Genomic DNA, 22,742 nt, shown 5'->3' with positions numbered 1-22,742 from the left:
TTGTTAGACTGTGTCTAACAATTGGGGTGCAGTTCACTTAATTGCAGCTCTTTTTTTAAGGGGGATAAAAGAATGCTTTATACATATACAGTAATGACGCAAGAAGAAGCGGAAGAGATTGCATATAACTGGCACTATGAAGGGAAATATTCTTTTTATGATATAGCGGCAGATGAAGAAGATTTAGATGAGTTTTTACATGATGAGAGTAGAGGGAATCATACATTTTCTGTAAAGGAAAATGGCACTCTCATTGGTTTTTTTACTGTTTGTAAAATGAATAATGGAACGGTTGATATAGGACTTGGAATGAGACCTGATATAACTGGCAATGGATTTGGTTTACAGTTCGTGAATGCGGGACTAGCTTTTAGTGAAGAAAAATATGGGTGCAATTATATAACACTATCAGTAGTGAAATTTAATGAGAGAGCTATTAAAGTATATAAAAGGGCAGGGTTTGAAGCAGTTGGGACGTTTATACAAAAAACAAACGGTAGTTGTTTTGAGTTTTTGAAAATGAATTATATATGTGGAAAATAACAAAAAACAGAAGAGGGTTCTTCTGTTTTTTGCAACTTCATTAACTTTCAGTTGATAGCATGTGTACAGCTATTTCATGCATGTCTTTCAAACCTGATACTTGAGCGTATTCAGCAACAGTGATACTACTTGTTGTTAGAAGTTCGATAATATGTTCATCCATTCTTGACCAAGTTTTACCGCCAGAATTGTCATAAGAATTAATTAACTTTGTTAGTCCATCTTTCCCAAAGAGCAGATAATGGGAAGCGAAATCGATAGATACATCAGCTATCCCTACTTCTGTCCAATCGATTAAGCCAGTTACATTATTTTTCTTATCAATCAGGATATGACCTGGATGTATATCCCCGTGCTTTACTCCTACATGAGATGGCCAAAAAGAGTCTTCAGCTAGCCATGCTTGCCAACGATCCCATAAGTTTTGATTGATGTGGTATTGTTCCTTCACTCGATTCATCCTTTGTTTCATAGAAGTTCTTAATTCATTAGCAGTAAGAATTTCAACACCTATATTATTAAATTTTTGCTGAGGTAATGAGTGTAAATTCGCTAGAACTTTTCCTAATGAAATATTGTATTCAGTTGGTGCATTCTTTTCATTAAAGTTCCATATATATTCTTGTCGTTCTATATCGATAGTAGCGGCAGGAACGCCACTTAGTTGTTTATAAGCGATTAGTTCCTCAGAGAATATAGACCAATCAGGAACTTGGAATTCTACATGTTTTTTCATAAGTTCTAATGCTTTTTTTTCTCGTTGGACATGTCTCATAGATTCTGGTCTACGAGGAATTCTTAGTATCCATTTATCTCCGTTTTGTTCTTTAACGTGTGCTACTTGAAAGTCAACGCCAGATTCATTAATTACTATTGAATCTTCTAATATATTTAGTCCTTCCTTATTTGCTAATTGTTTAACTTTAAGTGTATTCATTCCCATTTCCTCCAAATGTTTATTCTAATTTTAATGTTTTCTGTTACTAATTGTTTCTAACTACATCAATATGATTAAAGTAGCGAGATATAAGGAAATGTAATCATAAAAAAACCACAGACGAGCTTCTGTCTGTGGTTAAGAGTAAACGAGGATATAATGAATAAACGCCTCTCTTTGTATGAAAAAATATACGAAAAAAAGACAGACGTATATCTGCCTTTCTTCATGTGGAAAGTGTACTCTTCCGTTGAAGATTATTAAAAATGTGCAGACTAATCCCGTTTACTCTGCTTTATGAAAACAGAGCCTTTGAACATATTAAGTTACTTATTGTTCAAAGTTTGCTGACGTAGTCTTCCTGCGTGCATCATCTTTAATAATCCTCCTTTTAATAGTATGGTAACACTATACTTTGTTTATAAGTAAATATCAATAAAAAATACTAGATATAACATCTTAAAAATCGAATTAACTAAAAATTTATATTCGGAAAATAGAGATAAAGGATATTTGCTTTTGTAATTGGAAATTGTGGAAGAAGATGTGTATGATAGAATTTTAGTAGTAAATAGTAGGTTTAGCAAGGAAAGGTAGAGGTAGTATGATTACAATTAAAACGAAAAATGAAATAGATTTGATGCATGAATCTGGAAAATTACTTGCTTCATGTCATAAAGAAATTGCGAAAATGATAAAGCCAGGTATAAAGACACAAGAGATTGATACGTTTGTTGAAATGTATTTAAAACAGCATGGTGCCACATCTGAACAGAAAGGTTACAATGGGTATCCATATGCGATATGTGCATCTGTAAACGATGAAATGTGTCATGGGTTTCCGGCCGATGTTCCTTTAAATGAAGGAGATATTGTAACAATTGACATGGTAGTAAACTTAAATGGTGGTCTTTCAGATTCTGCTTGGACGTATAGAGTTGGAAATGTTTCTGAGGAAGCGGAAAGGTTAATGGTAGTAGCTGAGAATGCATTGTATAAAGGGATTGATCAGGCGGTAATCGGTAATCATGTAGGGGACATTGGGTATGCAATTGAGAGTTACGTAGCAAATGAAGGTTTTTCTGTCGCAAGAGACTTTACGGGACATGGAATAGGTAAAGAGATCCATGAAGAACCAGCAATTTTTCATTTTGGGAAACAAGGACAAGGGCCTGAGTTGCAAGAAGGAATGGTAATTACAATTGAGCCAATTGTAAATGTAGGTATGCGATATTCGAAAGTAGATTTAAATGGATGGGCTGCAAGAACGATGGACGGGAAATTATCAGCGCAATATGAGCATACAATTGCAATTACAAAAGATGGGCCACTTGTTTTAACGACGCTTTGAAATAATATGTAAGAGTTTACAAAACTCGAACGAAAATGATGTTTTTATAAAATTTGTACGTGTTTTGTTAATAAATACTTTTCAAATTATAAAAAGTGCGTTATAATCCATCTATAAAATAAATAGTTAGCTACACTCATATAATCGCGGGGATATGGCCTGCAAGTTTCTACCGAAGTACCGTAAATACTTTGACTATGAGTGAGGACGAATATATTGCTTGTTTAGCATTCTTTTTTGCGAAACTCCAAAAGCGCGTCTCTCACTTGTAACGAGTGGTGGCGGCTTTTGGAGTTTTTTATTGCATAAGAGGGGGAACAAACATGAAAGTATTACAAGAAAAGATTTTGAACGAAGGAAAGGTTTTATCTGGTGACGTATTAAAGGTAGATGCATTTTTAAATCATCAAATTGACCCAGTACTTATGCAAGAGATTGGAAAAGAATTTGCTAAACGTTTTAAAGAAGAGAACATTACAAAAATCGTAACGATTGAATCTTCAGGCATCGCACCAGCAGTTATGGCTGCATTAGAGCTTGGTGTAAAAGTAATCTTTGCAAGAAAACGTAAATCGTTAACGTTACAAGATAATATGTACGTTGCAAACGTATACTCATTTACGAAACAAGAAACGAATGAAATTTCATTATCTCGCAATCATATCGATGAAAATGATCGTGTATTAATCATCGATGACTTTTTAGCAAACGGTCAGGCTGCTTTAGGTTTAATGAGTTTAGTAGAGCAAGCTGGAGCGAGTATTGCAGGAATTGGAATTGTTATTGAAAAAGCATTTCAAGATGGAGGAAAGAAGCTTCGTGAACAAGGCGTTCGTGTTGAATCACTAGCAGAAATTGCATCACTTGATAACGGCACAGTTACATTTGTACAGCATGAAACTGCGGAGGTGAAATAAGCAATGAAGCAGCATCCATTTAAAATTGCATCGCTTGGTATGCAGCATATGCTTGCTATGTATGCTGGCGCAATTATCGTACCGCTTATTGTAGGCGGCGGACTTGGTTTAAATCAAAAAGAGTTAACATACTTAGTCTCAATTGATTTATTAATGTGCGGCGTTGCGACAATTTTACAAGCATTATCAAATCGCTTTTTCGGTATTGGACTCCCAGTTGTACTTGGTTGTACATTTACAGCGGTTGGGCCGATGATTGCAATTGGAAAACAATACGGTGTGTCTTCTATCTATGGGGCAATTATTGCTGCCGGGTTATTCGTTGTTATTTTTGCGAAATTATTTGGAAAGCTTGTAAAACTGTTTCCACCAGTTGTAACAGGGTCTGTCGTTACAGTAATTGGAGTTACACTTGTTCCAGCCGCTATTAATGATATGGCTGGTGGAGTAGGAAGCAAAGATTTCGGAAGTCTTGAAAACTTAGCGTTAGCATTTGGAGTGTTATTATTTATCATCATTATGTATCGTTTCTTTGATGGGTTTATCCGTTCAATTTCTATTCTATTAGGTTTGTTGTTCGGTACTATCGTTGCAGCATTTATGGGGAAAGTAAGCTTGCAAGCAGTTGGAGAGGCGGATTGGTTCCATGGTATTCAGCCATTTTACTTCGGTACACCAACATTTGAATTAACACCAATTATTACAATGATTCTCGTTGCTTGTGTAGGGATTGTAGAAGCAACAGGTGTATACTTTGCATTATCTGATATTTGCAATAAAAAAATCGGTGAAAAAGAATTAACAAAAGGGTATCGTGCAGAAGGATTAGCGATGGTGTTAGGTGGTATTTTTAACGCGTTCCCATATACAACATACTCTCAAAACGTAGGACTTGTTCAATTAACTGGAGTAAGAAATCGCGTTATTATTTATACTTGCGGTGGTATGTTAATCGCTCTTGGGTTTATTCCGAAAATTGCAGCTATCACAACAATTATTCCGAAGTCAGTACTTGGCGGTGCTATGCTCGCAATGTTTGGTATGGTTATGGCATATGGTATTAAAATGTTAAGTAGCGTTGACTTTGGAAGACAAGAAAACTTATTAATCGTTGCATGTTCTGTTGGAATTGGGCTTGGCGTAACAGTCGTTCCTACATTATTCTCACAACTTCCAGAAAGCATTCGTATTTTAACAGATAACGGAATTGTACTTGGAAGTGCATCAGCAGTATTGTTAAATATCGTATTTAATATGGTGCCGCAGCGCAAAGTGAAAGTAAAAGAAGAGCCGGTGTCTATGCAAAGTGCAGTAAGAGAAGCGTAAAAAAGCAAGGTCTCGTTATGAGACCTTGCTTTTCTTTTTAAGTGGCATCATTTTCCCGTAAGTACCAAGACGCCAAATGTACTCAAGTGGCCCGTATTGGTAATGTGAAAGCCACCAGCGGCTAATAAAGATTTGTAACGTGTAGAAACCGACGCAGAATAGTGGTCCAACCCATAATGGAGCAAGATAATCATTTTTGAATAGTAGCCCAAATACAAGTAATGTAACAATTGTATGTGAGATGTAATTCGTTAACGCCATTCGTCCAACGTATTGGAATGGACGTAATACTGTTTGCCATTTTTCTTTTTGTAATAAACGCATTAACGTGACAATGTAGAAGATGAACAATGTCTTTCCGCTTATCATCGTAATACCCATAAGTGAAAATGGTGTGTATGGTTGATTGTTCATAAAGAAGTAAACCATAATAAACCACATCGGTAATGTTAAAATGAACATAATGATTTGCCATTTTTTAAGTTTTGGATCTAATTCCTTAGCACGGCGGAAAATGTCTTTTTTACCGGCATATAATCCGAGTAAAAACAATCCTAGTGTTTCAGGAAGCATAATAAGACTGTTACTTATTGCTTCAGAATAGAATCTGTCTGTAATTTGTAAGCCCCAGTTTTCTAACGGCATAATGGCTATGGAAAGGCCTAGTTCATCTACCGGCACTAATAACATGACAAGAGAACCTAATAATGTGAACAATTGCATGAAACTTAATAGTACAATTGACCATATTAAAATAGTACGTGTCTTTCTTTTGTAAAATAAAAATAAGAAAAACCCGGTAATTGCATAAGTATGTAAAATGTCACCGTCCCATAAAAGAACGTAATGTAAGAACCCAAATAATAATAAGATAAGTAAGCGGCGAACAAACAAAGTTTTTGGACGATCGGTCTTCGCCTCAGCACGATTCATAAAAATATAAAAACCTAATCCGAATAAAAACGAAAAAATTGTATAAAATTTCGTTTGAATAAACATATCGTAAAATAGGCGAATATAGCTGTCTATCCCTTCGTAAATTCCTGTAATATCACGTGAGTCAACCCCGGCAATAATTGGCCAGTTAACAAGAAAAATACCTAATACAGCTATTCCTCTAATAATATCGATGGAATGTATCCTCTCGCCTTGTGAAATGTTTTGTGTCATTATTTTCCTCCTTGTTAAGTAATTCCCTTTTATTATACAAAATGTAAAGAAGAGGGTATATAGGTAATTTCCAATTTTTAAAACTGTTAAGATGCGTATTATGAGATATAATAAGAGTGCACAACAAGTTTTAACCTTCTTCAAAACAGGCAGTAAAGCTCCTTCCTATAAGGGGCTTTCTTTATGAAAAGTGTTGATAATGATTCTCTTTAATGATAAACTGTATTCAAAAGTGATAATCATTATCAAAAAAGGTTGGTGCGTAAGTATGGTATATGCATTAGTAGCAGGTACAGTCGTTGTATATGCAGTTATTACAAAGTATGTTTTAAATGGAGTAGGAACAGCAAAATGAGTGATATGACATAAAATCCCTTTCATTTGTAAAAAGAATGAAAGGGATTTTTTATTTTTAATGAGAATATGCTGAAAATTTAGTATGATAGTAAAGTGAAACTGTAATCAATGGGTAGGTGTAACTCTCACTGGTTATGAGCTCGCAAATAGCAGGGAAAAGTATATACATCTTGGATAAAGGGGAACAAGGGGATGACAAACATAGTACAGACAAACGGTATGAGAAAACTTGTTTGTTTTTATGAAGAGTGGCAAAAACACGGCGATGCAGAGAATAGTTTAAAGTTGTTTGAGGTGATTCAAAAATATAAACAAGAACAGCTTATGATAGCGTTCTGCGGTCACTTCTCTGCAGGGAAATCAACGATGATGAATCATCTATATAAAGCACAGTTGTTACCAACAAGTCCAATTCCGACAAGCGCTAACGTCGTTAAAATTGAAAAGGGATTTGATCGTGTTGTTGTAACGATTAAATCTGGAGAACAGTACGAATATGATGGTGCATATTCAGCGGAAGAATTAAAACAAATTTGTAAAGACGGTGATGAGGTAATTGGTGTTCATATTTATCGGAATGATGCGCCAATTCCTGAGGGTGTTATGTTAGTTGATACACCAGGGATTGATTCAACAGATGATGCCCATCAATTAGCGACAGAATCAACGCTGCATCTAGCAGACGTAATTTTTTATATGATGGATTATAATCACGTCCAATCGGAAGTGAATTTACAATTTGTTAAAGAATTGAAACAACGTAATAAAACGGTTTATCTCGTTGTAAATCAAATAGATAAACATAAAGAAAATGAATTATCGTTTGAGGATTATAAAGATAGTGTAAAACAATCGTTCTCTAACTGGGATATTGAAGTAGATGGAGTTTATTATACGTCATTAAGAATGATGAACCATCCACAAAATGAAATTGGAAGCTTAGAAACATTAATTACATCTATTATGAAAGAAAAAGAGCAGTATGTAAGAGATGGAATGGAGCGAGAAACAGAATATTTAATGGGGGAACATTTCTCGTTTATTCTTTCTGAAAATGAAAAAGCTCTTTTGACATATGAGGAAGAGTTAGCATCACCGCTTTCGATTTCAGAAATAGTTGAAAAGAAAGAAGAGCTAACGGAAATTAAACATCGCGAGGCTAGTAAAGAATCTCATGTGAGAAACGAATTTATAAAAGGTTTACAAGCTATATTAGATAACGCGTATTTAATGCCATTTGAAATGAGAGAATTGGCAAATGCATATTTAGAAACGAAATTAACAAAGTTTAAAGTTGGTTTGCTATTTGCAAAAGGAAAGACGGAGCAAGAAAAACAAAGACGTGTAGAGGCGTTTTATTCTGCCCTTCAAAAGACTGTTGAAACGCAACTTGATTTTCATGTGAAAGAATTTATTGTGGCCTTCTTAAAAGAAGAAGGATTGTTCACGGAGGAAATTGGGAAAGACATATATGCTTTAGAAATTGCTTTTGGACCAGAAATGTTAGCTGAAGTCATTAAACAAGGCGCAGGTTTCACAGGTGATTACTTACTTCTTTATACAGCGGATGTAGCGAATGAACTGAAGAAACGTTATTTTACAAAAGCTCAGCAAATTTTTGATAAAAGTGCAGTCGTTTTAAAGCAAAAGGTGAAGGAAGCAGTTGCTCGTATGGAACAAGAGATTGAAAAATATACGATGTTGCAAACGGCAAAAGAGACGGAATTACAATACAGTAACAATTTAGAGACATATGAAAGTTATTTACAAAATATTTGGCGCGAGCGTATTGCTACACCAGAAGGATTGCAAATAGAGGAGATATTGCAACGTGAAAAACAAATTGTTAGTGAGAAATTTACACTACAAGAGCAGGAGATTGTAAATGATAACGGGGCGGCTCATGAAGAAGAGATAAAAGGAACAGCAGTTTTAAATATTCAGCGTATATTAGAGAAAGTGAAGAAAGCTGAAATGATATTAGAGCCATTGCCAGCGCTGAAACATGTACAGCAAGAGGTAATAGAAAAAAGGCGTCGTGTGGAAACGAAACAATTTACAGTAGCGTTATTCGGAGCTTTTAGTGCTGGGAAATCATCATTTGCCAATGCCTTACTAGGTGAGAAGGTACTTCCTGTATCACCAAATCCGACGACGGCAACGATTAATCAAATTTTGCCGGTTACAGAGGAAAAACCACACGGAACAGTAATGGTTCAATTCAAATCAAAGCAAGCTTTATTAGAAGATATGAAAGCTGTTTATAAGCTGTTTCATTATGAGATTACTACGTTAGATGAGGCGTTAGCACAAATTGATAAAGTTATGAAATATCCTTCACCAACTGGGAAGCAAAAAACAACATTTAGCTTTTTACGAGCGGTACAAAAAGGGTATGATGCAGTTTCTACTTATTTAGGAGAACAAGTACAAGTTACATTAGAAGAGTTCTCTGATTATGTAGCGAACGAAGAAAAATCATGCTTCGTTGAGTATATGGAGCTTTATTATGATTGTGCTTTAACAAGGCAGGGAGTAGCGCTTGTAGACACACCTGGAGCGGATTCTATTAATGCTCGCCATACGGATGTTGCATTCCAGTATATTAAAAACGCAGATGCTATTTTATTTGTAACATATTATAACCATGTATTCTCTCGTGCTGATCGTGAATTTTTAATTCAGCTTGGTCGTGTAAAGGATACCTTTGCCCTTGATAAAATGTTCTTCTTAATTAATGCGGCGGATTTAGCAGAGTCTGAAGAAGAACTTGAAATGGTAAAAGGTTATATCGCAGATCAGCTACTGCAATACGGTATTAGAAATCCGCGTTTATTTGCAATTTCAAGTTTATGTGCGCTTGAAGAGAAACAAGGAAAGAATGTTGAAAAAGAGAAGTATGGTATTTTACAAAACTCTGGAATTACTAAGTTTGAGGAATCATTTACGTCCTTTATGATGAGAGATTTAATGCTTGTTTCTGTGCATGCTCTATATGGTGCGTTGCAAGGGGCAGATCAGCTTTTAGTAAACATGATAAATGGTGCAAAGCAGGGGAATGAAGAGAAAGAGAAGCAAACGAAAAAATATGAAGCAGAGCGTGGTCAACTACTTCATATCATTTCATCATATAGTGTACTTGCTGAAGAACAGGCGATGCAAAATGAAGTGAAAGAGTTGCTTTATTACGTGCAACAGCGTCTATTCCTACGCTATAACGATGTGTTTACTGAATTTATTAATCCGGCGTCACTTCGAACGGATGGAAATGTGAAAACACAATTGCAACAGTGTGTTATGGAATTAGTAGCATTTATTCAGCATGATTTATTACAAGAAATGCGTGCGACATCATTACGTCTTGAAAAATGGATAGACGAAGCGATGAAGCGTGCAAAGGACGAAATTGTAGTGAACTGTAAAGTAGAAAATCAATCAATTTCTATGAATGGAACAGTGGAGTATGAATATAAAGATATTACACATAAAGAACCGTTCCCTTCAGTTGAAATAAAAGATTTCAAAAAAGCACTGGCACATTTTAAAAATGAGAAAAGCTTTTTTGAAAAGAATGACAAAGCTTTTATGCAAGAAGACGCTAAATCTGTATTAGAACCGCTCGTATCAAACTATGTAGCCGATGAAAAAGATTTATTTGTTCATCATTATAAGCAAGAATGGGATATGAAGTGGAACTTATTCCAAAAAGTGATGCAACAAGATGTGATGAACTATTATGAAAGTATATTGTTTGCATTGGCTGAAACGATCGATGTATCTCTATATGAACAAAGTAAAGAACAATTGCAAAAGCAGTTAGTAGAGATTGAAAAAGAAATTTATGTTATATAGTCGTTATGAGAAAAAGATTCGTTCAATTTTCTTTTGCAGTACAGTATCTAAAGATTTGACAAATCCAGCAAATTCATCGGTAGAAATCATATGAGTAAGAACGAGTCGTCTGCCATCTGGTGTTTCACCGCATAAGACGAATGAAGAAAATTCATATGTTTTGTTTTCTACTACTAATTTTGGGTAGGAATACGTGTCGCTTTTCTTCTTCTTTCCATCAATAGAGATGACGTTGCATTTTTTCTCATTGTTGTCCATGATGAACCCCTCCTTTCTATTACTTATGGTAGACAAGGAGGGTTTAGAACAATAGAGAAAGGGGAATTTTTATGGGTGTAGTAATAGAGTATATTTCGAAAGAAGAAGCTATACCGAAGTCTTTATTGCTACTTGCTGATCCAAGTGAACGGCAAATAGCTACATATGTACAAAGAGGACTAACATACGTAGCAAAGCAAGAGGGTAGCGTTATCGGTGTATATGTTCTTTTAGAAACAAGGCCAAAGACGATGGAAATCATGAATATTGCGGTTGCAGAGCATGTGCAAGGAAAAGGGATTGGAAAGAAGCTAGTAAGTCATGCTGTAGAAACTGCTAAAGGATATGGTATGTCAAAACTGGAAATTGGTACAGGTAATTCTAGTGTTTCACAACTTGCTTTATATCAAAAATGTGGATTTCGTATTTTTTCTATTGATTTTGATTACTTTTCGAAGCATTATGAAGAAGAGATTATTGAAAATGGCATTGTATGCCGTGATATGATTCGGCTTGCAATGGAATTGAATTAGAACGTATAACTTATTTAGGGGGAAGAGAAGATGGAAGTACATAAAGCAATTACAGCACATTCTCGTAAACAAAATGAAAGTGTAAAAGCATGTTTACAATTAGATGCGCAGCGTGAAGCAGCTATTGAAGCAGCCGTATCTCTTGCGTCAAATGGGAAAGAATTTTCGGTTGATGTCATTAATGTTGTAACAAAGCAAATTAATGATCTTGCAAAAAATGGTGTTACCTTGCAGCGTAAATATGTTACAGAAGAAATGGTTATGGAGTATGTAAGTCGTTTACAAGAGAAAGAAGGTCGTTAAAGATGATAGTTACAGTCGAATGGTTACGTGAGCATATAGAAGATGAGAACGTCCGTGTAATCGATTGTCGTTTTGATTTAGCGAATCCTAATTGGGGTAGAGAAAAGTATGAAGAAGAACATATTCCTCATGCTTTATATTTTGATTTGAATTTAGATTTATCAAGTCCTATAGTAGAGCATGGTGGCCGCCACCCGTTGCCAAGCATTGAAGAGTTTGCGGACAAGCTTTCGGAGGTTGGTATTGATGAACATACGACAGTAATTGCGTATGACAGTCAAGCTGGTGCAAATGCTGCTCGTTTATGGTGGTTATGTAACTATGTAGGACATGAGAAAGTATATATATTAGATGGTGGTTTCCCGGTTTGGAAAGAGAATGGACTACCGACAACAACGGAAATTCCTGTTGTTATACGAAAAACATTCAAAACAAACATACAAGATCATATGCTTGTATCGATGGAAACAGTAAGAGAGAATATCCAGGCAGGTGCAGATGTTACGTTAATTGATTCAAGAGAGCCAAAACGTTATGCTGGTGTAGAGGAACTTGTCGATCATAAAGCAGGACATATTCCGACAGCAGCAAACTATTTTTGGAAGGATGGAATGTTGCAATCAGGACAATTTAAGAATGAAGCTGAGCAACAAGGACGATTCCAAAATCTGTCGAAAGATAAGGAAACCATTGTATATTGTGGTTCTGGTGTTACGGCATGTCCAAATATCATTGCGTTAAAATTGGCTGGATTCCAAAATGTTAAATTGTATGCGGGTAGCTGGAGTGATTGGATTTCTTATCCAGAAAATCAAATTGCAAAAGAAGAAGATTAATCACTTGCATGCAAAAATAATTTGTATTAAAATAAGGTCACAAGCAAGAGATTGCTCGAAAAACTTTGTATTTTACACATTGGAAACAATGTGATAATATAACGACAAGTAAATAATACATCCTGCGGTGTACGTAACTTATTTATGTCTAAAACCGATGTTAGTTATACGGAAGCTCAATATTTAGCGACCATCATCAAGCCTTCCTTGTGGAGGAAGATGTACGGTAACTGTGAGGGCATCCACCTGCGAGTAGCGGGTTTTTGGACATTTACGAGGAGCGGCACGTGCGGGGGTCTTATTTCAACTAACCTTATATAAAATTCCTACGGTGTACGTAGCTTATGCATGTCTTAAACCAATAAGTTTAATATGGAAGTTCAATATTTAAATGTAGCTAACATGCCATCTTTTTAAGAAGGAAGTTACAAACATTTGTGAGAGCATCCACCTGTGAGAGCAGGTTTATGGACATCTAGAGAGAACGGCATATGTGGGGCTATATAAAAACCTTACGTTTTATACGTAAGGTTTTTTTGTTGCATAGATATATCAATATTATCTTGATTCACCTGTGAAGTTTCCGTAATAAATGTAGCACTTTCTGTCTTCATCAATCTCTCTTGAATCCAAGGAGAATTCCATAGACATGCCGTCTCGCTGAATATATATAATATCTGAATGAAGAGATGGTAAAATTTCTTCGTAGTTCCATACATCTTGACTATCTACTAAGCTTGAACTCGTTTCACTTAGTTCTCTAATTTCAAAACCGATGTGGGAGTATGTAGGGTCTGAAGGGTCATTGGCGAAAACTTCTTTTTGAATATAAATAACTGCTGTTCCGTCTGGATCAACCGAAGTTGCAGTAACAACATAAGTATTTTTCTCTTTAATAAAATATTCACAAGTCATGCGTGCGATGATTTCAGAATTAGAAATATTGGCGTAGTTCCATAAAGCAGGATACCCTTTCGTTTCATCATTAAGTCGATATTCTAAGCGCATTTCATCCCTCTTCTTCCTTTTTCTTCTACTTTATCATGCCATCCTATATAATAGGAATAGAATTTAAAAAGGGGAGTGCGAAGGTGACAAAAACGAAATGGCTAGTAGGTGGTGTCGTAACGTCTTTAATGACTGGCACTTTATTTGGTTGCGCACAAGATCTTCCCCCAAAACCGAATGATAATAGTTGTTCTGATTGGGATTGGGATGATGAACTTGGGGTATGGCAGTGTGATGATAGTAGTTCAGGTTATCGTGGGCATTATTTCTATGGTGGGCGATATTATCAAAATAAATCCACTTTTAAAAATTCATCGGCGTTTAAATCGTATCAATCGTCTGCTGAATTTAAAGGTGGAATTGGAAGCGGTTCAAAGGGAGGATTTGGGGGCTAAAATATGTCGCAATACATAAGGGATCGAAAAGATTTTTATTTAAAATATCCGAATTTTTGGTCGGATTTATATGAATGTGAATATAGTTTGTTTCATGTTTTTTCTATAACAAATCAGACTTTGGAACAATTACACTTAGCGACTGAACGAATGGGTAAAATATTTTTTAAGACTGCTAGACTTTTGCGAAATTTAAGTGACGAACAGATTCTTGAGCTTGGTTTTCCTCCTGCGAGCTTATCATTCATTAGAATGAAAGGATTATATCCTGAATCTGTTATTTCACGATTTGATTTCGTTATAACGGTTGATAACCAAATTAAAATGCTTGAGTTTAATAGTGATACACCAACTTTTATTATGGAATGCTTTCAAATGAATGGAAAAGTTTGTGAAAACCTAGGTTATGATGATCCAAACTCGGATCAAGAACGATTACTATCTTCTGGTGTTACGAAAGCTGTAATGGAAGCGACAAAGGGATTAGACAATCCAAATGTTGTTTTTACAGCACATCATGAACATATTGAGGATTGGAATACGACTATGTATTTAAGTCAGTTATGCCATGTTGAAAATAAAGTAGTGCCAATGTCAGAACTTAGAATTACGAAAGGTGCTCTAGTTGATAAAGATGGGGCGAAGATTGATGTTTTATATCGTCAAACATATCCGATAGAAGATTTAATTGAGGATCAAGATCCTGAAACAGGAGATTTGGTAGGTGTGGAACTGCTGCAACTTGTAAAAGCCGGAAAGCTTTTTATAATAAATCCTTTGTCAGCATTTTTACTTCAGCCAAAATCAATTCAGTGTCTTATTTGGGGGTTAGCAGAAGAAGAAGTCTTTTATACAAACGAGGAACAACAGTGGATTAAAGAATATATGTTACCTACATATTTAGAACCAGATTTATTTTTAGGAAAAGGTTCTTTCGTTCAAAAACCTTCATTTGGTAGAGAAGGAGATACAATTACGATTCGCGATAAGGATGAAAATATTATGCTTCAAAATGCACATCAAACGTATAAAACTTCACTGCCGATATTTCAAAAGTATATAGAACTTCCAGTCGTATCCTTGGAAACAGAAAAAGGGATGGAGAAACTGTCGTATGTGTTTGGTTCTTTTTTAATTGCTGGAAAAGCAAGTAGTATCGGTATTCGCGCGGGAGAAAAGATTACAGGAAATGAATCGTACTATTTACCGGTAGGTATAAAAAGGAGGGGGAAAAATGATTAATTTTTTATCATATTTAGCAGTAACACTCGGACTTTTATGTATTGGTCTGTTCTTGATGGAAGTGACAACGAAAGTTAAGGAATTTAAGTTAATGGCTCAAGGGAATAAGGCGGTAAGCTATGTGCTTGGAGGACGATTACTTGGGTTAGCTATTGTTTTATATTCGACAGCAGCTAATTCAATTTCACTTCTTGATATGATTTCGTGGGGAGCAGTTGGGATTTTGGCTCAAATTATCGTTTTTTATTTAGCTGAGTGGCTTACACCACGCTTTAATATAAACAAAAGTCTTGAAGAAGATAATCAAGCAGTCGGTCTTTTTCTTATGTTTTTATCGCTTTCAATTGGGATTGTAATTGCTGGCTGTATAACTTATTAAAAACTTTACGTTTAAACGTAAAGTTTTTTATTTTATTCCGCTATTTGCCGGGCAGCCCGATTGGTGAGGGCTAATAATCAGTGGGGGATGAACAAAACCCCACTGATTAAAGTTTCACTTTATATATGTTAGTTTGCCATACCTTTTGAAAAAATTGTAGGCTACGGTTGACATCTATTTTAAATAAGAGTAACATTTTCAATGTAATGAAAATAAGTCTCTGTTAGGTGAGGCTCCTGTATAGAGAAATGCTACTGCCCAAAAATGTCGAGAGACGCCAATGGGTCAACAGGAATGATCGAATTAAGGTTTTTCTTAACGTAGCTGGTAATGTACCTATGCTATACAGTGCTAAAACTCGGTGAGGGAGAGGTCCGTAGATTTCTAATTATATTAGAAATCGTTTATTTGTGTATGTAATGGCCACTACTCTCTTAAGGGTAGGGGTCTTTTTTGTTACCAAGCTATGAGTAATTTCATAGTATAAACTATAAAATTAAACGAGGAGGTGAGGAGCATGTCAAATTCTGACTCGGTTCCGTTACCCATATACTTCAAATCAAAAATATATGATGTAGGCAGGAAACGATTTGTTCCTCCCTCTATATTTATCACAATGTAGCGTTTATAAAGCGCTAGACACTTTCACAGTAAAGTGGATAAATTGAGAAACAAAGCGTTTCTTCCTATGTTGTAAAGGAGGAGACGATAATATGTTATATGCAAACAAAACTGTGGGTAACACGTCATATAAACTAAGTAAAAAATCAATAAAAGAACAAACAATGCTTCAAAAAAATAAAGATTTATTAATTGAAATTGCAACAAGAGATGTAAAATCTGTATTTGCATATTTTAAAACAACAAGAGACGGACTATCAATGAAAGAGGCACAAAAACGTATTCAAGTATATGGCCGAAATGAACTAACTTCAAAAAGAGCACTTCTTGCAGAAGTAATGATGAAGCTTGGTGGCATGATCCCAGGTTTTTCAAAACAACGTGTGTGTGATGAATTACAACGTGAAACGATTACTGTATCTAGAGTAGAATGTTCTAGTAGTACAGGGCTAAATAGTGAACTGAAAATGATGGAGATACCAGTGCAAGAACTTGTACCTGGAGATATGATTTTTCTTTCGGCTGGAGATGCTGTGCCAGCTGATGTACGTATTATTTATGCAGATGATTTATTAGTAAATGAGTCTGTGTTAACGGGAAACGAAGCGAGTATAGAGAAGTTTGAAAGCTGCTATCACCTTGAACGTAAACGATTTATTCCATTAAAACGGATGAAAGATTATAATCCACTTGAGCTTGAAAATGTATGTTTTAAAGGTTCGCATATTGTTAGTGGAAATGGTTCTGGTGCAAAAAGATGATAAATAAAAAAGAATCAAGGATTCCTAACGGAATTACCTGCTAAGCAGTTAATCCAAACAGCTGGTTGATAAAAATATTCTGATTTCGGACAGACTGGTCCTGTAAATCAATTTGTTCTTTTTTGACCATATGCATGGCTTCAACACCACTCAATATAGAGGCGGATGTTTTGTATGATTTAAATCCCAACATAGAGCGTATACGTTTTTTAATGAAACGATGGTCTTGTTCTACTATGTTATTTAAATATTTTATCCTTCGGATTTTAGTGCCTATTGGAATCCTTTTTTCTTTCTTCAACTGTTCGATAGCAATTGGATAAGCAGGGTTCTTATCAACCGTGATGATACGAGGTTTTGAGACATGAAAAGACCACAAAGCTTTCTTGAAGAATTGTTTTGCAGCCTTATGATTTCTCGATTTACTTAGATAAAAGTCAATTGTGTTCCCCTCAGAATCAACAGCACGATATAAGTACATCCACTGTCCTTTTACTTTTATATACGTTTCATCTACTCTCCAGGAGTCATTCGTTTGTTTGAGGTAACGTCGAATTCGCTTATCTAACTCCGGTCCATATTGATGTACCCATCGCATAATAGTTGTATGAGCCAGGAATAACCCTCGTTCCTCCATCATTTCCACTAAATCACGAAAGCTGAGGTTGTACCGTAGGTACCAACGTACAGTTAATAAAATGATGTCTGGTTGATAATGTTTCCACTTAAATAAATTCTCCTTTTCCATACTGATCACACACCTTTTATAGAGTAATACTATCAGTATTTCCAAGTTTGATAGACCATTTTCATCTACTTCAAAGTTTTTGCACCAGAACCGTGGAAATGCAAAGGCTGTCGTTGTTTCTACTGGAAAAAATACGTATTCAGGCATATTGCATACTTGTTGTAGTAGGATGTCTTAATGTGTGAATGGTGCTAAATATACAAAAACCATGTATAATAGACAAAGTTGAGCAAAAACGTAGAATGGTAATCTATTTATATAACCTTACGTGATAACGTGAGGTTATTATTTTTTTAATAGGAGAGGAATTATGAAAAAAGTATTATTAGTTGATGGTATGGCACTATTATTTCGTGCTTTTTACGCAACAAGTGTCTACGGACAATTTATGAAACGACAAGATGGAACCCCTACGAACGGGATTCATGGTTATATGAAACACTTGTTAACAGCTACGCAAGCGATCGAACCAACACATATCGTTACATGCTGGGATATGGGAAGTACGACATTTAGAACAGAATCGTTCTCGAATTATAAAGCAAATCGTGCAGCGCCACCAGAAGAATTAATTCCTCAATTTGATTTAGTGCAAGAAATGACTGCGAAATTATCCATTCCAGTTATCGGTATGAAAGGCTACGAAGCCGATGATTGTATCGGTACGCTTGCAAAACAATATTGCAATGAAGCTGAAGTTTATATTTTAACTGGTGATACAGATTTACTTCAACTTGTTGATAAGAACGTTACAGTTATGCTTCTGCGTAAAGGAATTGGAAATTACGAATATTACACACCGGAGAAAATCATGGAAGAAAAAGGTGTAGAGCCGTGGCAAATCGTCCATGCAAAAGCTTTCATGGGAGATACAAGTGATAATTATCCAGGTGTAAAAGGTATCGGTGAAAAAACAGCGTATAAGCTTATTCAAGAGCACGGAACAGTATCCGCTGTACTAGAAAATGTAGAATCATTAACGAAAGCGCAGCGTACGAAGATTGAAAGTGATTTAGAGAACTTAAATATTTCGTTGCAATTAGCACAAATTCACTGTGAAGTTCCAATTTCATGTGCACTAGAAGAGGGACTACACACAATGGATGAAGAAAAACTTAAATTTGTTTGTGAAGAAATGAATTGGGGAAGACCTGAAATATTAATAAATATGCTATAAATAGTTTAGAAAGAGGGATGTTGCATAAGTCGAACTTTGACTTATGCAACACCTTCTTTTTGTTTTTATAAACAGTATTATAGTAAATAAAATTATGTCGAAATCAATTTTAAATATATAAATGTTTCGACAAGATATAATGATAAAAGTTGATGGAAATAGTAATTTTTATAATGAAGGGAATTAATTTCAACATAGTTTTAGAGAGTCTTTTTTTCGTGTTCACAAAGTTGTCAGAAAATAAACGGAATTTTCATATGAAGTTCAAATAGAATTCACAACAATCAATTATTATAAGGACACACAGATAATTCTTTATCTTTTATATAAACCATCCCCCAAGGAGGACAATGAAAATGAGAAAAAAAGTGAGAAAATCTTTTAAACAATTATTAATTGAAAATAAACAATCACTATTAAATAATAAAGAAAATATGAAAGAAATTGAAGAAAGAATTGAGAAACGACATGTAGCATATAGTGGTGCCAGTAATTAAATAAAATAAAAAAGATAGCCTATATAGGCTATCTTTTTTATTTTATATTGAAAAAACGCTATTCATCTCTTTAATTTTGTAAATATGCAAGATATTTTTATAGTGTTTTTCTATCAATATTACTCATTTTTCGAGGTTGAAATTGGTATATACCAATTTTTGAGATTTACTATTCATAATATTACAAAAAATGTTACAATACACTCAAATTTATACTATAAAATCATTTTAATATGAAAAATTGGAATGAAAAGAAAGGAGAGGAATATGAATAAAGATGTCGCTTTGAAATGATTAGTATCATTTCATTAGGAGTTGATGTAAAAAGATGAAGAGATACGAAGAATTGGACTCTATAAGAGGGATTTCTTCATTAGTAGTAATGATTGGTCATCATTTAATGATTTTTTCAGCATTTCAAAATTACAGTTATGAAGATAATAAACCATTTGTTGTGTATCTATTAAAAGAAACACCTGCTCGTCTAATTTTTAGTAGTGGTAACGAATCTGTTATTATCTTTTTTGTTTTGAGCGGATTTGTTTTGTATGAATCTATTCAAAAAAACTATAGTAGCTATGGGTCATACCTTTTAAAACGTATATGCAGAATATATATTCCTTATATTGTGGCAATAATTATAGCGATTATATGCCAGACTACAATTAGTGAATATGGTATTTCTTATTTAAGTGAATGGTTTAATCGCTCATGGACGATTGAAAGTTCTTCAAGCTTAATCGCACAACATATTTTATTGGTTGGGAAATATAATACAGATGCATATAACGGTGTGATTTGGTCGCTTGTCCATGAAATGCGAATATCAATAATTTTCCCGTTAATTTTGATGATTTGCTTACGAAAAACGTTAAGGGGTTCATTACTATTATTGTTTAGTTTTAGTATATGTTCTGTCATCATATTATTTTTGTTTCGTTCGGGCTTAACATTAACAAGCTATGCATTAACTTTGCATTATACGGTGCTATTTTTACTAGGAGCACTAGTTGCGAAGTATAAAAATAATTTAATAGTTTTTTATAGTAATTGTACTAAAAACACGAAAATTGCATGGTTTTTATTTGCGATTTTACTTTTTATGTATGAAGGGCTTATTGGAGAAATGAAAGTGCTCAATAATTTTATATTTCGAGACTATGTAGTGGCGATAAGCGCATGTCTATTTGTCATATTAAGCTTGTCAATATCAACTTTGTCGTCCTTACTACGTAATAAATACTTGTTATATTTGGGGAAGATTTCTTACAGTCTTTATTTATATCATATTATATCGTTATTTTCCCTTATATACATGCTCCATAAAATATTACCGTTGCCTATTATTTTAATTTTTTCACTTGTTTTTTCGTTTATATTTGCAATGCTTTCGTATATATATGTAGAAAAATTTGCATTGAGAGTCGGAAAGTATGTAACAAAACAAGTGGATAGAAAGGAGAAAGGGTTATCTGTAAAGAGTGACTTGCAGGATGTTATTCAGAAAAGGGCGGTGAAATAATTGAAGCAAGAAATGAGTATAAAAGATTTTCAACAATTATTGAAAAGAAGATTCGTAACGATTATTTTAACGATGTGTTGTTTAACCGCTTCTTTAGTTCTTATCTCTATGTATGTTTTAAAGCCGTCATATCAATATTCAACGCAAATTCTTGTTGGGAATTTAGATGAGTTTAATAAGGAAAATTCAACAAATAAAACACAAGAAAATAAGCAACTAGTAACATCGTATGTCGATATTTTAAAAAGCCCATTAATTATTTCAACAGTTAAAAAAACTTTGAAATTAGAGCAATCAAGTTATGAATTAGCACAAAAAATCTCGGTGGTAAATACGGACAACTCACAAATTGTAACTGTTACAGTAAAAGATTCCAATCCGAAAGTCGTGAAAGACATAGTAAAGACATTGGCAGAGCAATCACAAAAAAGCTTTCAACAGTACACAAATGTACAAGGAGTGAAAGTATTAACTGATCCTGAGTTACAGGAACAGGCCGAAAAATTGTTTCCGAAATTTCAACTAATCATTCCTATTTCTTTAATTGTTAGTTTTTTTGTTGGTATAGGTTTAGCTGTATTTCGAGATTATTTTGATGAACGTATATACGTGGAACAGGATTTAGAGAAAATAACTACAGTTTCTGTTATTGGTTACATAAATATGAAACCGAATAGAAAAAAGAAACCTACAGAGGTTGATAAACAATCATCTATATATCGAGGTGAACATGTCGATGTTTAGGACAAAGAAACAGCTGCCATTCGATCTGCATGATGATTTGATGAAAGAGCAGTTTTATACGGTATATCACGAGCTGAAAAAATCTGGAAAACAACTGTTCACAGTTAGTTCAACGAAGGACAGAGGTGTTGTTGCCTCGCTTATAGTAAATATGGGGCTAGTGTTTGCGGAAATGAAGAAAAAGGTGTTACTTATTGATGTGAATTTTTCTGACCCTAAACTACATGTATTATTACAAAGTAATCACATGATAACAGTAAACGATATAATAAGTTCTTCCCCCTGCAATTATGAATCTTTTTCTAGTAATTTGTCTAAATACTTATATTGTATTCCTGCAAAAAAAACAGTACACACAGGGACACCCTTAATTGCTATGGATGAATTTGATAATGCGATTGCTAAGTGGAAAGAAGATTTTGATTACATTTTCTTTTATTCCTCTGAAGTATTTGACCTTCCTGCTACGCACATTATTGCAGGGAAGTGCGATGGAGTGGTTTTAGCAGTTAAAAAGCGAAAAGATTCACTACGTACAGTGCAAAAAGTAATAGCGGATATAAAGAGAAAAGAATGTGAATTAATAGGTATAATTTTATATTCTTGAATGTGGGGGTAACGATCCATGATTCGTGAAACAAATCAAGCCAAGTTGTATACGATTCCGGCTCAAGAAAAGCCTAGCATATTGAATCGAAGTGTAAAACGCTTGTTTGATATTATATTTTCAATCATATTGTTACTATTAACGATACCAATTATGTTGTTCTTTTGTATTATGATTACTTTAGAAACATCAGGGGCTCCAATTTACTTTCAAGAACGTTTAGGTATAAACGGGAAGAAGTTTAATGTATTTAAATTAAGGTCGATGGTAAAGGATGCTGAAATGAACGGACCACAATGGGCAAAAGAACATGATCAAAGAATTACAAAAGTTGGATTGTTTATAAGAAAAACGAGAATTGATGAATTACCACAACTCTTAAATATTTTAAGAGGAGATATGTCTTTTGTAGGTCCTAGACCAGAGAGAGAGTTTTTTTATAATGAATTTGATGCGTATATTCCAGAATTTAAGGATCGTTTAATGGTAAAACCAGGCTTAACAGGATGGGCACAAATAAATGGAGGGTATAATCTTGATCCAAAGGAAAAGTTGAGGTTAGACATGGAGTATATTGAAATGAAAACGATTCGGATGGACATCCGTATTTTATGTAAGACCGTTTTAATTGTATTGAACGGTAATGGTGCAAGATAAA

At 34.5% G+C, this 22,742-nt stretch carries 23 protein-coding genes, 2 other RNA genes, 2 pseudogenes and 2 riboswitches; of the genes and pseudogenes, 22 read left to right on the top strand and 5 right to left on the bottom strand.

Going from position 1 to position 22,742, the window contains the following annotated elements:
• Nucleotides 1–72 precede the first annotated feature (72 nt).
• Nucleotides 73–543: a GNAT family N-acetyltransferase gene (locus MHI28_RS09025; protein WP_000967501.1), complete on the top strand. Its 471-nt coding sequence runs from the start codon at nucleotides 73–75 to the stop codon at nucleotides 541–543.
• A 40-nt stretch (nucleotides 544–583) separates the two neighbouring features.
• Here the strand turns inward: MHI28_RS09025 and mphL are convergent, their stop codons facing one another.
• On the bottom strand, nucleotides 584–1,480 hold the full coding sequence (mphL, locus tag MHI28_RS09020; RefSeq protein WP_001094261.1) for a macrolide 2'-phosphotransferase MphL: 897 nt from the start codon (nucleotides 1,478–1,480) through the stop codon (nucleotides 584–586).
• 604 nt (nucleotides 1,481–2,084) lie between these two features.
• On the opposite strand from mphL, the gene MHI28_RS09015 reads away from it, so the two are divergent.
• The 3 genes from MHI28_RS09015 to pbuX all read left to right on the top strand — a co-directional run bounded on the left by MHI28_RS09015 (nucleotide 2,085) and on the right by pbuX (nucleotide 5,074).
• A complete protein-coding gene (locus MHI28_RS09015; protein WP_000628413.1) occupies nucleotides 2,085–2,831 on the top strand; it encodes a type I methionyl aminopeptidase in 747 nt (248 codons plus the stop codon).
• A 116-nt stretch (nucleotides 2,832–2,947) separates the two neighbouring features.
• Nucleotides 2,948–3,049, top strand: a riboswitch (purine riboswitch).
• Nucleotides 3,050–3,154: 105 nt separating this feature from the next.
• Complete coding sequence (locus tag MHI28_RS09010) at nucleotides 3,155–3,748, top strand: xanthine phosphoribosyltransferase (protein WP_000866482.1); 594 nt, start codon at nucleotides 3,155–3,157, stop codon at nucleotides 3,746–3,748.
• Between the two features lie 3 nt (nucleotides 3,749–3,751).
• On the top strand, nucleotides 3,752–5,074 hold the full coding sequence (pbuX, locus tag MHI28_RS09005) for a xanthine permease PbuX (protein WP_000809215.1): 1,323 nt from the start codon (nucleotides 3,752–3,754) through the stop codon (nucleotides 5,072–5,074).
• 15 nt (nucleotides 5,075–5,089) lie between these two features.
• Here the strand turns inward: pbuX and MHI28_RS09000 are convergent, their stop codons facing one another.
• The gene (locus MHI28_RS09000) at nucleotides 5,090–6,244 is read right to left on the bottom strand and encodes a DUF418 domain-containing protein (protein WP_340827767.1); all 1,155 of its coding nucleotides are present in this window, start codon (nucleotides 6,242–6,244) and stop codon (nucleotides 5,090–5,092) included.
• Nucleotides 6,245–6,443: 199 nt separating this feature from the next.
• Here MHI28_RS09000 and MHI28_RS08995 point away from each other — a divergent pair, with 199 nt between their 5' ends.
• Together MHI28_RS08995 and MHI28_RS08990 are read left to right on the top strand one after the other, a co-directional pair.
• The gene (locus tag MHI28_RS08995; RefSeq protein WP_000600126.1) at nucleotides 6,444–6,599 is read left to right on the top strand and encodes a hypothetical protein; all 156 of its coding nucleotides are present in this window, start codon (nucleotides 6,444–6,446) and stop codon (nucleotides 6,597–6,599) included.
• Nucleotides 6,600–6,793: 194 nt separating this feature from the next.
• Nucleotides 6,794–10,453, top strand: a complete 3,660-nt coding sequence (locus MHI28_RS08990) for a dynamin family protein (protein ID WP_086412903.1) — start codon at nucleotides 6,794–6,796, stop codon at nucleotides 10,451–10,453.
• 3 nt (nucleotides 10,454–10,456) lie between these two features.
• On the opposite strand, the gene MHI28_RS08985 is transcribed toward MHI28_RS08990, so the two are convergent.
• Nucleotides 10,457–10,711 carry a DUF3931 domain-containing protein gene (locus MHI28_RS08985; RefSeq protein WP_000369740.1) on the bottom strand — a complete coding sequence of 85 codons (255 nt, stop codon included), beginning with the start codon at nucleotides 10,709–10,711 and terminating at the stop codon, nucleotides 10,457–10,459.
• 71 nt (nucleotides 10,712–10,782) lie between these two features.
• On the opposite strand from MHI28_RS08985, the gene MHI28_RS08980 reads away from it, so the two are divergent.
• The 5 genes from MHI28_RS08980 (at nucleotide 10,783) to ssrS (MHI28_RS08960) (ending at nucleotide 12,887) form a co-directional block, all read left to right on the top strand.
• Nucleotides 10,783–11,244, top strand: coding sequence for a GNAT family N-acetyltransferase (locus MHI28_RS08980; RefSeq protein WP_000539328.1), 462 nt, complete (start codon nucleotides 10,783–10,785; stop codon nucleotides 11,242–11,244).
• A 30-nt stretch (nucleotides 11,245–11,274) separates the two neighbouring features.
• A complete protein-coding gene (locus MHI28_RS08975; RefSeq protein ID WP_000451820.1) occupies nucleotides 11,275–11,547 on the top strand; it encodes a YpbS family protein in 273 nt (90 codons plus the stop codon).
• A 2-nt stretch (nucleotides 11,548–11,549) separates the two neighbouring features.
• Complete coding sequence (locus MHI28_RS08970; protein WP_000637581.1) at nucleotides 11,550–12,383, top strand: sulfurtransferase; 834 nt, start codon at nucleotides 11,550–11,552, stop codon at nucleotides 12,381–12,383.
• A 116-nt stretch (nucleotides 12,384–12,499) separates the two neighbouring features.
• Nucleotides 12,500–12,682, top strand: a non-coding RNA gene (ssrS, locus tag MHI28_RS08965) — 6S RNA.
• Between the two features lie 21 nt (nucleotides 12,683–12,703).
• Nucleotides 12,704–12,887, top strand: a non-coding RNA gene (gene ssrS / locus MHI28_RS08960) — 6S RNA.
• A 54-nt stretch (nucleotides 12,888–12,941) separates the two neighbouring features.
• On the opposite strand, the gene MHI28_RS08955 is transcribed toward ssrS (MHI28_RS08960), so the two are convergent.
• On the bottom strand, nucleotides 12,942–13,391 hold the full coding sequence (locus MHI28_RS08955; protein WP_001235522.1) for a hypothetical protein: 450 nt from the start codon (nucleotides 13,389–13,391) through the stop codon (nucleotides 12,942–12,944).
• 83 nt (nucleotides 13,392–13,474) lie between these two features.
• Between MHI28_RS08955 and MHI28_RS08950 the strand changes: the two genes are divergently transcribed.
• From MHI28_RS08950 to MHI28_RS08935, 4 genes and pseudogenes are all read left to right on the top strand, one after another.
• Nucleotides 13,475–13,786, top strand: a complete 312-nt coding sequence (locus MHI28_RS08950) for a hypothetical protein (protein WP_000169030.1) — start codon at nucleotides 13,475–13,477, stop codon at nucleotides 13,784–13,786.
• 3 nt (nucleotides 13,787–13,789) lie between these two features.
• Complete coding sequence (locus MHI28_RS08945) at nucleotides 13,790–15,028, top strand: glutathionylspermidine synthase family protein (RefSeq protein WP_000084926.1); 1,239 nt, start codon at nucleotides 13,790–13,792, stop codon at nucleotides 15,026–15,028.
• The gene (locus MHI28_RS08940) at nucleotides 15,021–15,407 is read left to right on the top strand and encodes a DUF350 domain-containing protein (RefSeq protein WP_000606873.1); all 387 of its coding nucleotides are present in this window, start codon (nucleotides 15,021–15,023) and stop codon (nucleotides 15,405–15,407) included. Before MHI28_RS08945 ends, MHI28_RS08940 begins: the two co-directional genes overlap by 8 nt.
• Nucleotides 15,408–15,619: 212 nt before the next feature.
• Nucleotides 15,620–15,785, top strand: a riboswitch (M-box (ykoK) riboswitch).
• Between the two features lie 335 nt (nucleotides 15,786–16,120).
• Nucleotides 16,121–16,768, top strand: a pseudogene (locus tag MHI28_RS08935) (P-type ATPase); the annotation flags it as partial.
• Between the two features lie 61 nt (nucleotides 16,769–16,829).
• Here the strand turns inward: MHI28_RS08935 and MHI28_RS08930 are convergent.
• Nucleotides 16,830–17,537 carry an IS6 family transposase gene (locus MHI28_RS08930; RefSeq protein ID WP_326274466.1) on the bottom strand — a complete coding sequence of 236 codons (708 nt, stop codon included), beginning with the start codon at nucleotides 17,535–17,537 and terminating at the stop codon, nucleotides 16,830–16,832.
• A 94-nt stretch (nucleotides 17,538–17,631) separates the two neighbouring features.
• Between MHI28_RS08930 and MHI28_RS08925 the strand changes: the two are divergent.
• The 7 genes and pseudogenes from MHI28_RS08925 to MHI28_RS08895 all read left to right on the top strand — a co-directional run.
• Nucleotides 17,632–17,715: pseudogene (locus tag MHI28_RS08925) on the top strand (cation-transporting P-type ATPase); the annotation flags it as partial.
• Nucleotides 17,716–17,847: 132 nt separating this feature from the next.
• The gene (locus tag MHI28_RS08920; protein WP_000757068.1) at nucleotides 17,848–18,714 is read left to right on the top strand and encodes a 5'-3' exonuclease; all 867 of its coding nucleotides are present in this window, start codon (nucleotides 17,848–17,850) and stop codon (nucleotides 18,712–18,714) included.
• Between the two features lie 356 nt (nucleotides 18,715–19,070).
• Entirely contained in the window at nucleotides 19,071–19,211 is a 141-nt protein-coding gene (locus MHI28_RS08915) for an FbpB family small basic protein (RefSeq protein WP_001228048.1), read from the top strand.
• A 328-nt stretch (nucleotides 19,212–19,539) separates the two neighbouring features.
• Nucleotides 19,540–20,733 (top strand): acyltransferase family protein, encoded by a 1,194-nt coding sequence (locus tag MHI28_RS08910; protein ID WP_000833052.1) that lies wholly within the window; start codon nucleotides 19,540–19,542, stop codon nucleotides 20,731–20,733.
• Nucleotides 20,734–21,477: a YveK family protein gene (locus tag MHI28_RS08905; protein WP_000807060.1), complete on the top strand. Its 744-nt coding sequence runs from the start codon at nucleotides 20,734–20,736 to the stop codon at nucleotides 21,475–21,477.
• Nucleotides 21,464–22,084, top strand: a complete 621-nt coding sequence (locus MHI28_RS08900) for a CpsD/CapB family tyrosine-protein kinase (RefSeq protein ID WP_002162871.1) — start codon at nucleotides 21,464–21,466, stop codon at nucleotides 22,082–22,084. Before MHI28_RS08905 ends, MHI28_RS08900 begins: the two co-directional genes overlap by 14 nt.
• Nucleotides 22,085–22,102: 18 nt before the next feature.
• Nucleotides 22,103–22,741: a sugar transferase gene (locus MHI28_RS08895; protein WP_000617647.1), complete on the top strand. Its 639-nt coding sequence runs from the start codon at nucleotides 22,103–22,105 to the stop codon at nucleotides 22,739–22,741.
• Nucleotide 22,742: the final 1 nt, after the last annotated feature.

The organism is Bacillus sp. FSL K6-0268 (genome assembly GCF_038005425.1).
Taxonomy (GTDB): domain Bacteria; phylum Bacillota; class Bacilli; order Bacillales; family Bacillaceae_G; genus Bacillus_A; species Bacillus_A thuringiensis_S.
The sequence above is the reverse complement of the archived record's forward strand: the minus strand, read 5'-3'. Positions and strand labels throughout refer to the sequence as shown.